The 12,706-nt window shown below is 40.8% G+C and carries 11 protein-coding genes; 4 read left to right on the top strand and 7 right to left on the bottom strand.

Features of this window, described 5'->3' with window-relative positions; genetic code table 11:
* Positions 1 to 12 precede the first annotated feature (12 nt).
* Genes ACQ4KW_RS06185 through ACQ4KW_RS06170 form a run of 4 tightly spaced genes read left to right on the top strand, consistent with a single transcriptional unit; the run spans position 13 to position 5,401 of the window.
* Positions 13 to 993: a hypothetical protein gene (locus ACQ4KW_RS06185; RefSeq protein ID WP_430885664.1), complete on the top strand. Its 981-nt coding sequence runs from the start codon at positions 13 to 15 to the stop codon at positions 991 to 993.
* Positions 990 to 2,399 (top strand): GT4 family glycosyltransferase PelF, encoded by a 1,410-nt coding sequence (gene pelF / locus ACQ4KW_RS06180; protein WP_430885663.1) that lies wholly within the window; start codon positions 990 to 992, stop codon positions 2,397 to 2,399. The genes ACQ4KW_RS06185 and pelF overlap by 4 nt, the downstream gene beginning before the upstream one ends.
* A gap of 4 nt (positions 2,400 to 2,403) precedes the next feature.
* Positions 2,404 to 3,924 (top strand): exopolysaccharide Pel transporter PelG, encoded by a 1,521-nt coding sequence (gene pelG / locus ACQ4KW_RS06175; RefSeq protein WP_430885662.1) that lies wholly within the window; start codon positions 2,404 to 2,406, stop codon positions 3,922 to 3,924.
* Positions 3,896 to 5,401 carry a hypothetical protein gene (locus ACQ4KW_RS06170; RefSeq protein WP_430885661.1) on the top strand — a complete coding sequence of 502 codons (1,506 nt, stop codon included), beginning with the start codon at positions 3,896 to 3,898 and terminating at the stop codon, positions 5,399 to 5,401. The genes pelG and ACQ4KW_RS06170 overlap by 29 nt, the downstream gene beginning before the upstream one ends.
* Before the next feature lie 122 nt (positions 5,402 to 5,523).
* Here the strand turns inward: ACQ4KW_RS06170 and ACQ4KW_RS06165 are convergent, their stop codons facing one another.
* From ACQ4KW_RS06165 to ACQ4KW_RS06135, 7 genes are all read right to left on the bottom strand, one after another.
* The gene (locus ACQ4KW_RS06165; RefSeq protein ID WP_430885660.1) at positions 5,524 to 6,921 is read right to left on the bottom strand and encodes a sigma-54 interaction domain-containing protein; all 1,398 of its coding nucleotides are present in this window, start codon (positions 6,919 to 6,921) and stop codon (positions 5,524 to 5,526) included.
* A 22-nt stretch (positions 6,922 to 6,943) separates the two neighbouring features.
* The gene (locus ACQ4KW_RS06160) at positions 6,944 to 7,318 is read right to left on the bottom strand and encodes a DUF1667 domain-containing protein (RefSeq protein ID WP_430885659.1); all 375 of its coding nucleotides are present in this window, start codon (positions 7,316 to 7,318) and stop codon (positions 6,944 to 6,946) included.
* Positions 7,302 to 8,582, bottom strand: coding sequence for an NAD(P)/FAD-dependent oxidoreductase (locus ACQ4KW_RS06155; RefSeq protein WP_430885658.1), 1,281 nt, complete (start codon positions 8,580 to 8,582; stop codon positions 7,302 to 7,304). The genes ACQ4KW_RS06160 and ACQ4KW_RS06155 overlap by 17 nt, the downstream gene beginning before the upstream one ends.
* Before the next feature lie 12 nt (positions 8,583 to 8,594).
* Positions 8,595 to 10,034: an NAD(P)/FAD-dependent oxidoreductase gene (locus ACQ4KW_RS06150; RefSeq protein WP_430885657.1), complete on the bottom strand. Its 1,440-nt coding sequence runs from the start codon at positions 10,032 to 10,034 to the stop codon at positions 8,595 to 8,597.
* Between the two features lie 341 nt (positions 10,035 to 10,375).
* On the bottom strand, positions 10,376 to 11,875 hold the full coding sequence (gene glpK / locus ACQ4KW_RS06145) for a glycerol kinase GlpK (protein ID WP_430885656.1): 1,500 nt from the start codon (positions 11,873 to 11,875) through the stop codon (positions 10,376 to 10,378).
* 89 nt (positions 11,876 to 11,964) lie between these two features.
* A complete protein-coding gene (locus ACQ4KW_RS06140; protein ID WP_430885655.1) occupies positions 11,965 to 12,300 on the bottom strand; it encodes a Lin0368 family putative glycerol transporter subunit in 336 nt (111 codons plus the stop codon).
* Positions 12,301 to 12,302: 2 nt separating this feature from the next.
* Positions 12,303 to 12,692: a Lin0368 family putative glycerol transporter subunit gene (locus ACQ4KW_RS06135; protein ID WP_430885654.1), complete on the bottom strand. Its 390-nt coding sequence runs from the start codon at positions 12,690 to 12,692 to the stop codon at positions 12,303 to 12,305.
* Positions 12,693 to 12,706: the final 14 nt, after the last annotated feature.

Here is a 12,706-nt window from a genome sequence, read left to right as displayed (position 1 = left end):
TGAGGTGGAAATATGAAATATGTACTATCCAGTCTTTTAGCCATACTCGGCATAGTTGATCTGGTCTTCTTTGTCCAGTACTTTGAATCACCTGCCATTACATCTTTATACTGGCAGGTTCATATTGTAGTTACTGTGGCATCAATCATTCTTGTTAGGCGTATTCCAAGAAGATATATGATCTATCCCTACTTTATTTTTATGATACTACCTGGTTTTGGCCCACTGGCCTTTGGTTTTACTCAATTTTCTGTGATTTATTTTGAATACAATCAAACACTCTTATTCGAATATGAAAAGTATGTATTCTACGAGAGAATTCTAGACCTTGAATCCCAAACCTCATTCTCAAGTGATGTTAAAACCATGAGCATTCAAGATCAGTTTTTATATTCCCAGCATGATACAAAAAAAGACATGATTTCAGCCATGCTCAGTGGCAGGGACTCTGATTATTCTTATTTGTTAAAGGACAGCCTAGATGATGCTGATATTGAAGTCACCCACTATGCTGCCACAGCACTGAATGCCTTTGAAAATGAATTTGAGGATAAAATCAGTCAAACAAGAAATGAATACCTTTCCAATCAATCTCCGCAAAATTTAATGGCTTATATCGATGCAACAGAAAAATATCTTGAATCTAAGCTTATGGACATTGAAGTGGAGAGGATTATTCGAGAAGATTATATTAAACTTCTTTATAAACAACTGGAATTTGAACCAGATTCTAAAAAGATATATTCAAAAATAATGAATTCCTATACAAAGCTTGAATATGATGAAAAACTATTAACCGTCTTAAAAAAATACACGCGGCTGTACCCAAAAGATCCTAACGGACACCTCTATATTATGAACTATTTATACAGAAACAACAGACTCCACAAACTGGCACACTATGCAAATCACCTGAATAAACGATTTGACATCCTGCCCGCAAATCTTATGCCCTATGTCGTATTCTGGACAAAAGAAGGAGGGATTTCATGAAAATTTGTATTATTGCCGAAGGCTCATACCCCTATATTTCAGGTGGGGTTTCTACATGGATACATCGCCTTGTACAAGAAATGCCTGAGCATGATTTTGAAATTTTATCACTCGTGCCAGACCCAGAAACGTACCCAAATTATAAATATGACCTGCCTCCTATGATAAAAAAGGTCACAACCAACTATCTCAATACCTATTTAAATTTGAAGCACAAGAGATTTATATTTGAACCACGTCTTTCCAAAGAAGGCAAGGCATCCATTAATGACTTTATTTTTTTTAACGATGACATCGACTGGGATGTTTTTACACATTCTATTTCTGATAAAAAAAAGATTGGGAATACACTTAATTTCCTACAAACAAAACTTTTTTGGGAACTTATTCGAAGAAAATATTTGGAAGAGTATAACACCCATGAATTCAATGCATTCTTTTGGACAATACGATCAATGTTGCTGCCTGTGGTTCACTTAATGCAGTACCCCATTCCCGAGGCGGATATATACCACAGTGTTTCAACTGGATATGCTGGACTTATCGGTCTCATGGCCAAGGCAAAGTATAACAAGCCACTCATTTTAACTGAACATGGTATATATGCCCGCGAACGGGAAGAAGACATTCTGAAATCCAGATGGCTCATGCAAACCTACAAAAAATTGTGGACTGACTTCTTTTATTTCATATCCACCGGGGTTTATAAAAGAGCCGATGACATTGTCACACTATTTCATAGAAACCATGAAATTCAACTGGAACTCGGAGCACCTAAGGAACGTTGTCAGATTATCCCCAATGGCATTGAACCTTCTAAATATAAGGTTCAACCAGTCGTTGAAGGGCGTATGAACATTGGGTCTATCCTCCGCGTTGTCCCCATTAAGGATGTTTTAACACTCATAAGGGCTTTTAAACTGGTCAGCAATGCTGAGCCAAAGGCCAAACTCTTTCTAATTGGACCAACGGATGAAGATGAAGATTACTATGAACAGTGTCAAAATCTTGTTTCTATACTTGACCTTGAGGATGTTATTACCTTTACTGGTCGCATCGACATTCACGACATTTTGCCAAAAATAGATGTACTGGCCCTAACATCTATTTCTGAAGGCATGCCCCTTGTCATTTTAGAAGGATTGGCCAGTGGTATTCCTTTTGTGGCAACCAATGTGGGCAGTTGCAAAGAATTGCTTGAAGGAACAAATGACGACTACGGACAGGCTGGTCTTATTGTTCCACCTGTTTCACCTAACAAAATTGCGATGAGTCTTTTAGACCTCCTTCATAACCCGCAAAAGCGTGCTGAATTTGCAAAGAATGGAAGGGTTCGGGTGGAAAATCTATACAGCAACAAGATGCTGACACAAGCCTACAAAGGCATTTACGACAAATACAGGTGATATTATGGCTGGAATTGGATTCACTCTAAAAAAACTTTTTCAAGAAGAAACCTTTACTCAAAGAACCAAGGCTTATCTTTACTCTGCCCTGGTTGCTGCAGGTCCATGGATTGCTGCGGTTCTAACAGTAAATGCTCTTGTCATACTCTCTGAATGGATCATCAACGAGAACGTTCAGCGAGACCTTTTTATGGGAACCATTGTGTACTCTTTTGTCTTTTCACAAATTCTCACTGCACCTTGGCAACTCATAATAACACGCTACATATCTGATAAGCTGTATTTGAAATCATATGATTACATAAAGCCTTCATCAATTGGACTTACAAAATTGGTTGGTTTTTTAAACCTTTGCGTCGCCATATTCTTTTACTATGGAAAAGATCTGCCTGTACCATATAAACTTATGTCCATCATGCTCTTTATCATGTTGTCTATGATTTGGATTATCATGGTCTATTTAAGTGCTGTAAAAGACTATGGTCTAATATCAAAGGCTTATATTCTCGGTGGAGCAATCACTCTAGGGCTCGGCCTTGCTCTTGCAAACTATCCGCTTCCATTTTCTGAGTTTCAAGCAGGCAGCAACTTGCTATTTGCCTATTTATCTGGCATTACATGCACCCTTATAATCCTAGCCTATACTTTCTTTGGAAACTTTAAATACGGAAACAATCTACAATTTGATTTCTTGCGCACACTTGATAAGTATCCCTCTCTTTTTATGGTGGGTTTGTTCTACACAATGGGATTATGGATTGATGACATTCTCATGTGGTTTAGCTTTGTGGGCGTCAGCATTTATGACACCTACCTCTATGCACCGCTTTACGACAACGCCATTTTCCTGGCCTATTTGACCATCATACCTACAATGGTGCTGTTTATTGTTTCTATTGAAATCGAGTTCTATGACACTTATAAAAAATACTATAGTCTGGTGAATGGCAAAGGCACATACCGACAAATTCTTATTGCCAACAAGGACATGAGACGATCTCTTTACAGGCAAATTGCATACACCTTTGAAATACAGGCATTGCTTTCTGCAACACTTATCCTTACGGCTCCACAAATATTCTATTTGCTCGGCGGTCCCATCATTGTTAGGACCATCTTTCAAATTGCAGGCATCGGGGCTCTATTTAATATTTTTGTCTTCGTCATCATGCTTGTTATGCTCTATTTTGAAGCAAGGGTTCATGCTGTCTTGATAACACTGTGTTTCTTTTTAACCAATCTTGTTTTCACTTATTTATTTATACCCTATGGCTTGGAATATTATGGCTATGGATTCATGTTGAGTTCAATTACAACCTTCATTTTTTCCCTTGTCATAGCCATTAAATTTTTGAAAAAGATAGATTATGTCACATTTGGAAAGCAACCTCTTTTCAATGAAAAACGACACTACTTCTTCACCTGGTTGTCTGACCATCTAAACAGCAGGATGGAAAGAAGTTCTGTACGACGCAAATCTGTAAGGAGGTGGCGTAATGAGAAGAATCACTTCGATGCATCTTGATGTAGTGACCCATATGCCTGAAACATGCAAAAGAGACTGTCTCTTTATTTCCTATTTACATGAAGGACACATTAAAACCTTAAATCGTTCAAGTCTTCACCAACGCTATTCTAAAAAATACACTCAGTTGTCCTTTTTAATTACACCTTTTGAGTCAAAAGAGCTCCCTGATGAGATTGTAAACTCCATACATGCTTTTCAAAATAAAATCAATGCGCTTGATCTTGAGCAAAACCGAAAAAAAATTGTAAATCTTATTAAATACACTATCTTTCAGCTCAATAAAACTGTTCAAGACTGGAACAGTCTACATGGGGAGGATGACATGGTCCGATTAAACTTGACCATTGCCTTTGTTTATGGCGACCACTTAATCCTCTTTAATTTTGGTAAAAATCATGTATATATATACCGCGAAGGGGACCTTACAACATTTAACGGGAGCCGTCTTGATAACGAAAAGCATTTCAGCTTAAAGACTGGTCGAGAAGGCAAACTTGAATATATTCTATTTGAGAAACAGGTGCCTCCTATCGGAGAAGTGGACTTTAAATCAGAACAAATCATGACCCTTTTCAAAATCACTCACAGGCTCTTAAAAGGTGATATGATTGCCCTTATAGCCGCTGGTAGCATTGATACCAATGCCTTTCGAGTCAATGTTAACTTATTTGAACAGGCTGTCGAACGCCATCAGTTAAATCATCTGATTATGGGGAGTGTTGTGTCTGAAGACAATGGCTATGCATGGGTTATAATGACTTTTGATGAGGTTAGAGAGTTCAGACAAACAGCTCGCTACACACTGTTTAGAACAGTTAAGGGCCTCCTTAGCTTCAGTCTATTACTTCTGACACTCCTGGCCCCGACAATTTACAGACAACAAGTCGTTGTTGATCATACACCTGTTAGAGCCTTTCATACACCACCCACCACAGCCTATATGACTATACTTGACAATGATGAGGCGGAGGAAAATTTCAACCTCATTCCCGATATCTCAGGCACGCCTCCCGGAAAAATCAATGATGGTGCTACGGATACCACCGAACTTCATGACCATAAAGCTTATGCCGTAAACAAAGTTTTTCCTGAGATAATGAACAACGGGTCATATCCAACCCTTGCCTCTTATTTCACTCATTTTATTTCACATGATACAAGCAGGGCCATTCTAGACCGGCAGAAACTTATTGAAACCATCTCAATCGACTTTTATGGAACCAATGAGCATAGCCAATTAATTGAGATTTTAAACCCCTTGATTGACTACCAATATATTGCATCCCATGAAGTTTGCTTGCCTGTTTATTTAGAACCCTATATGGAGCACTTGACTTTGGTTGAGGTCTCTTTTAAATATTATGGATCCACCGACCATGCTGACTATCTCATGCGTATTAACGGGCTAGATTCAGAAGACATTCCCTATAAAAAAGATATACTTGTACCGCCGCTTTATATTTATCCCGAATGATATTAAAGTCTCCAGAGTCACAATTCTTTGTAAATACCCCGGTATGATTTAAAGCACAAAAGAGTTCTGCTTGGCTATAGCCAAACAGAACTCTTTCTAATTGGGGGTCTTATCTAATCGCTCTAATCACGCAAGCCATATTTTCTAGCTTTTGCAGCGACTGTTTTATGTGTTAATCCAAGGGCTTTTCCTGCAGCGTTAAAACTTCCATGCTTTTTTAGGGCAAGTTCGATAATCTCTTTTTCATAGCTATCAAAGCTTGCAACATCGTTGAAGGCTGATAGGTTTACTAGTCCCGTGGTCGGTTGAGTTGTTTTTTGCATATTGTAGTGTTTGGAAATATTGCGCGGAAGATCGTTAACGTCAATGTAACCATCATCCACGAAGATTAGGACACGTTCCATGGTATTCTCAAGTTCTCGGATATTGCCAGGCCAATCATAAGTTTTTAAGTAAGTCATTGCTTCTTCAGTCATAATGGGTTGCTCTATCCCTAAGTTTTCTGCTGACCTCTTCATAAAGTGATCCACCAACACCGGAAAATCATCCGTTCTTTCTCGAAGCGCTGGCAGTTCTACTGGCACGACATTAAGGCGGTAGTATAAATCCTCTCTAAAACTTCCTTTTTCCACCATCTCTTGGAGCTGGCAATGGGTCGCTGTGACTATGCGCACATCAACCGCAATCGGATGTGATCCACCCACTCTTTCAATTTCACGCTCTTGTAGCGCACGAAGGAGTTTCACTTGAAGTTCAAGGGGCAAGTCACCAATTTCATCGAGGAAGAGGGTGCCTCCATTTGCAATTTCAAACTTCCCCTTTTTTTGTCGAGCGGCCCCAGTAAAGGCTCCCGCTTCATATCCAAACAATTCTGATTCAATGAGGTTTGCTGGTATAGCACCACAATTGACAGCGACAAATGGGCCTGTATTTCTTTTGCTGTGTTTGTGAATCGCGCGTGCAACAAGTTCCTTACCCGTCCCACTTTCGCCTTGTATCATTATGGTTGCATTTGTCTGTGCAGCACGACGCGCTTGGCCAAGCACCTTAATAAAACGCTTGTCTCGTGTCACAATTTCGGGAAAAGGATTTTCTAGTGCCTTTGTTTGACCACTTTGAATAAATCCTGTTATATCCACAATTTGATTGTCTGCACTCTCCATCTCTTCGTACTGTATCAGGACACCGCAAAATTCACCATCATCCAGCATTGGTGTGGCTTCAGCATAAATTTTATGCTCTCCTATATAAGTCTGCAAATAGCCTTTAACATGCTTTTTTCTTTTCAGGGCATCTATTGCCAATTCATCGTTTAGATGCTTATAAACATTGGCATGTATCAAAGATGCCCTATTTTGCCTGAATATCTGACCATAAGCAGGGTTTACATACTGTACGATCCCGGCATGGTCTAGAATACAGACACCTTGAGTCCATGAGCCAAAGAAAATATCATAATCCTCTGGCGCTCTTATTCCCCTCTCCCTGATACGTTGGATGGGTATACTACTTATTCTCAACCGAACCCCCCCAAATCTTAACTTATCGTCTTTTCATGCTCCGCGTTGCGATTATATCTGCACCTGTCCCTAGAATGTCTTTTATAACCACATCACCGCATTTTACGGGCGCTTCCATTTCCACTTCATTAATTTTCTTCATAGCATCAAAAATGAGTTCTTTTGGAATAGCCTCTGTCGTACGAACAGGAAGCCTGCTTATGAAACCCTCTTTTATTTTTACAGTTGTTGGCAACATGCGCGTTGGATTGGTCATTTCTTTTATCGCATAATCTTCACCACGCTTACAGACATTGCCTTCTACACTATATCCTTTTGGATTTGTTTCATCTTTGGTCAGTGTCAGTCTGCATCCCATCGGGCAGACGATGCACACCAAATCATGATGCTTTTTCATCTTGAATAACCTCCTCAACCACTTCTACTGTGATCACTGCATCTGTTTCTGGAAGTTTGTCGACTGGCAATTTTAAGCTTTCCATTTCACCTGGTGCCATATGTCTTCTCTTCTTCGTCATGATTATTTCGTCGTCTGCTTTAACAATAAGTTCTGCATTATGATAGACATTTCCCACACGCATGAAGAGTGTGGCATCCTTTTCAATATTACTTTTTCTAATTGTATGCGGAACAATATAATTTATGCCGTGTCCGGCTTCTGTTTTTTGAATTGGTCCATCTTGCTTAAGTTGTCCAAGAACATAACGTGCAGCATTCTCACCAGCACGTCGGCTTTCTGCTGTAACAAAATCAACAAGGTCATGAACATGGACAACATTTCCACTGGCAAATATACCAGGCACCGATGTTTCCATAGCTTCATTGACAACTGGTCCACTTGTCACAGGGTCGATTTCAATGCCTGCACTTCTACTAAGCTCATTTTCTGGAATCAGTCCAACTGATAGCAGAAGCGTGTCACATTCATATGTTTTTTCTGTGCCTGGAATTGGCTTAAAGTTTGAATCCACTTGACTTATTACAACACTTTCGAGTCTGTCCTTACCACGAATTTCTTGTACGGTGTGGGATAGAAGAAGCGGTATATCAAAGTCATCTAGACACTGAACAATGTTTCTTGTTAGACCGCCTGAGAAAGGCATTAGTTCAGCTACCGCTAAGACCTCTGCCCCTTCCAGGGTCATCCTTCTTGCCATAATTAGACCAATATCACCAGAACCTAGTATAACAACACGCTTGCCCACCATGTAGCCTTCCATGTTGATATATCTTTGTGCCGTCCCTGCACTCATAACACCCGCTGGTCTGGAACCAGGGATGGCAATAGCACCACGTGTTCTTTCGCGACAGCCCATTGTCAGAATAATAGCTTTAGCTTCAATGGTCATAAGCCCATCTTCTGTGTTCATAGCCTTGACAACCTTATCTTTGGAAATGTCAGTGACCATTGTATCAAGTTTATATTCAATACCCATTTGGCTGAGTTCCTCTATAAAGCGTTCAGCATATTCAGGGCCAGTCAATTCTTCTTTAAAGACATGCAGTCCAAACCCATTATGGATACACTGCATTAGGATGCCACCTAACTCTCTGTCACGTTCAATAACTAAAATATTTTTCACACCGTTTTTTCGTGCCTCAATAGCAGCTGCAAGACCTGCAGGGCCGCCACCAATGACAACGATATCCACTTGTTTCATGACTTTCCCTCCTTAGGCCTTGGTCTCACCAATAAGTACATACGAGTCTTTGCCTTCATGGGCAATCTCAGTTGGATTCAAATCCAGTTCTCTTGCTAAAATTTCTAGGACACGCGGGCCGCAGAAACCACCTTGACAACGGCCAGCACCTGGTCGAACACGTCTTTTAATACCATTTATTGTTCTTCCACCAGCCGCTCTATGAATGGCATCTACAATTTCACCTTCTGAAATCATTTCACAGCGGCAGATGATTCGACCATATCGTGGATCCTTTTCAATGAGAGCTTGTAGCTCATCATCATTTAAATCTTCCAGTTTCACACGCGGGCGTCTTACAGGATTAAAATCTGTCTTTTCTTCTGGACTTAGGGTCTCAACAACAGCTTCAAGGACACGTTCTGCGATTGCTGGTGCTGAGGATAACCCTGGTGATTTAATGCCTGCAACATTGTAAAAACCACTTACTGACTTTGACCAGTCTATGATAAAGTCACCACCATCTGGTTCAGCACGTAGACCTGAAAATTCAGTGATCTGCTCTCTGAACGGCACCTTGGTTGTGAGTTGCGAAACCATTTCACGAACATATGCCAGTCTATCTCCTGTTGTTTCTGTGGCTTCTTTGTCATCCATTCCCAGATCCTGCGAATCAGGTCCAATAAGAATGTTGCCATCCACAGTTGGAACAACTAGGGTGCCTTTGCCCATCTTTGAAGGACAAGGGAATATCACATGATCCACAAAGCCTTCCGTTGTTTTATCAAGTAAGAAATACTGTCCACGTCTTGGATGAATTTTAAACTCTGGTGCATCTGCCACCATGTTATGAATTTTATCCGCATAGACACCTGCGCAATTTATAACCAAACGAGTTTGAATCGTTTCATTTTCACTCTTAATTTCAAAACCATTTTCTTGCTTTTCAATACTTTTTACTTCAAAATTCAGTTTAAGCTCTGCGCCATTTTCAATGGCGTTTTCTGCATATGCAATTGCAAGTTCCCAAGGTTCTGTTATACCAGCTGATGGCGCATAAAGTGCCCCGCGTACACCTGGATTCAAATTAGGTTCTTTTTCATACACTGTCTTGCTGTCAATAATCTCGAGGCCAGGAATTCCCAGCGCTTGGCCATTCTCAAGTAGGCCTTGTAGTGTCACCATATCTTCTTCACTGAAGGCAACAACCAGTGACCCAATACGTTCAAAAGGAACGTCTAGATCCTTACAGACATCACCAAACATGGCATTGCCTTTTGCGTTCATGATGCCCTTCATAGAATCAGCAGAAGCATCATAGCCTGCATGGACTATGGCACTATTGGCCTTTGTCGTCCCACAAGCCACATCATTATCTCTTTCAAGCATGACGATATTTAGGTTATATCGACTTAATTCACGAGCAACCGCTGTTCCAATAACACCAGCCCCAATTACTGCTATATCATACATAACAGATTTTCCTCCTAACAATTATCGCTCACACACAATAAATTTTCACGTAAATATCTTTGTCTTGTAAGACCTTCATATAAGTTTGAATCTAACATTTTTGGTGAATAGAATTTTCTGTAGTCAAGGCGGAGTCTATATTTGAGGTGGGAGCCTACCTAAGTACGTGACCATTTCAAATATGGACGACAACGCCGTATACGGGAAATTATCGAAACCAAAAAAGCCACAATTAACCCGGCCTGCTCCCGCAGACCGGTTAATTGTGGCTCTCATACTCTTGCCATTCATATTAATTTATTACATTAATTATATATCATTTACTTCTGATTAGCAAATGCCTATGCCTCTTCCCATGCCTTAGCACGTTCTACAGCTTTTTGCCATCCGCCGTATAGCTCATCTCTCTTAATTTGAGGAATCTCGTTCTTGAATGTTTGGTCCACTGCCCAGTTCTTAGCAATTTCTTCTTTAGAAGACCAGAACTTAACCGCTAAACCTGCTAGGTAAGCTGCACCAAGCGCTGTGGTTTCAGCAACTTGAGGACGTCTTACATCAACACCAAGAATATCTGATTGGAACTGCATTAGGAAGTCATTTGCAGTTGCGCCACCATCAACCTTAAGCTCAGTCAGTTCAATACCTGAATCAGCTTGCATTGCATCAATAACGTCACGCGTTTGATATGCTATAGACTCAAGCGTTGCACGAATAATATGGTTTCTGTTGGCACCACGTGTCAGACCAACCATAGTACCTCTTGCATACATATCCCAGTAAGGTGCACCAAGACCAGCAAATGCAGGCACCATGTAAACGCCATTTGTATCATCAACTTGTGTTGCGAAGTATTCTGAGTCCTTAGCGTCATCAATCATTTTCATTTCATCACGAAGCCACTGTACAGAAGCACCAGCCATAAAGATAGAGCCTTCAAGAGCATATTCAACCTTACCATCAAGGCCCCATGCAATTGTCGTAAGAAGACCATTTTTAGATGGAACCATCTTTTCGCCTGTGTTCATCAGCATAAAACAGCCTGTACCGTATGTATTTTTCACCATACCTTCAGAGTAGCACGCTTGACCAAATAGAGCAGCCTGCTGGTCACCAGCAATACCTGCGATTGGAATTTCAGCACCACCAAATGTTTGTGGGTCTGTTACGCCATACACTTCTGAAGATGGCTTAACTTCTGGAAGCATGCTTGCTGGTACATTCATAGCTTCTAGAATATTTTCATCCCACTTCAAGTCTTTGATGTTATAAAGCATTGTTCTTGAAGCGTTTGTATAATCTGTTACGTGATTCTTTCCACGTGTCAGATTCCAAATCAACCATGAATCCACTGTACCGAAAAGAAGATCGCCAGCTTCAGCTTTTTCACGAGCGCCTTCAACGTTATCTAGAATCCACTTAACTTTTGTACCAGAGAAGTATGCATCAACAACTAGACCCGTGTTTTCACGAATATAATTTTCATGACCAGCTGCTTTTAAGTTATCACAAATGTTTGCAGTACGACGACACTGCCACACAATTGCATTGTATACTGGCTTTCCAGTTGTCTTATCCCAAACAACAGTTGTTTCACGTTGGTTTGTGATACCAATGGCAGCGATTTCCTGTGGGGAAATGCCAGCATATTCTAGAACTTCACGAGCAACACCTGACTGCGTGCCCCAAATTTCCATAGGATCATGCTCAACCCAACCAGCTTTTGGATATATTTGTGTAAATTCTTTCTGTGCTGTTCTAACAATTTGGCCAGCCTTATCAAAAATGATAGCTCTTGAACTTGTTGTGCCTTGGTCTAGCGCCAAGATGTATTTCTTTTCCACTGTGCATGCCTCCCATTATTCATCTTTAATGAGGAGTGATCTCACTCCACATATTTACGAAATGTTTGCTCACAATTAATAATTCTATATTAGCCTAGGCAAGAAAGAATAAATCCACCTAGTGTTCCACCTACGATTGCGAAAAATAAATTTGTCAGACCCTTGCCCACATCATCGCCATCCATAGCAGATGCTATAAATAGGCCTGCGCCTGCTGCAAATGCCATATCAACCCACGCCGGACCAGTTTGAACCATAAAACCTACACCGTGGTTTAGGGTCCATGCTGTGCCAACTATGAATCCTGCTGCCATCCAGCCACCGATTGCGCCCCATGCGTCACACATTTTTCCCCAGCATAAACGAATGAGAAACGGGAAAATAAATGCGCCTGAAAACGTTGTGATAATTGCTGCTGTGCTCATTATTATGCCCCCTTCGCTTCTACAGAAATTTCTTCTTCAACCTGTGCACTTTTAGCCTTCATTTGCTCCAGCTGTCTAGCCATAACGCCACCAGCTAGTCCGCCAAGTAGTGCAACAGCAAGTGTTGGAAGTGATTCCATACCAGCAGAAACGCCACCTTCGAATACACCTCTCATAAAACCAGCAGTACCAATACCAACCGCCATGTCTACAAAAGCACCGTCGTTATTGATTAGTCCGATCCAGTGGTTCATAAACCACATTGTTCCGATGATTGCAAAACCTGCAAACCATCCACCACCAATTCCATATTCGCCAGCAAATGCCCCCCAGACACTCATTACGAACATCCCTGCAATGGCAGTACCTATAATTGTCCCTACATGCTTCAAATTCTACACCTCCG

The sequence above is a fragment of the Tianxiuia mixotrophica genome (assembly GCF_050596425.1).
Lineage (GTDB): Bacteria > Bacillota > Clostridia > Peptostreptococcales > Acidaminobacteraceae.
This window is presented reverse-complemented; position numbering and strand designations above follow the sequence as displayed.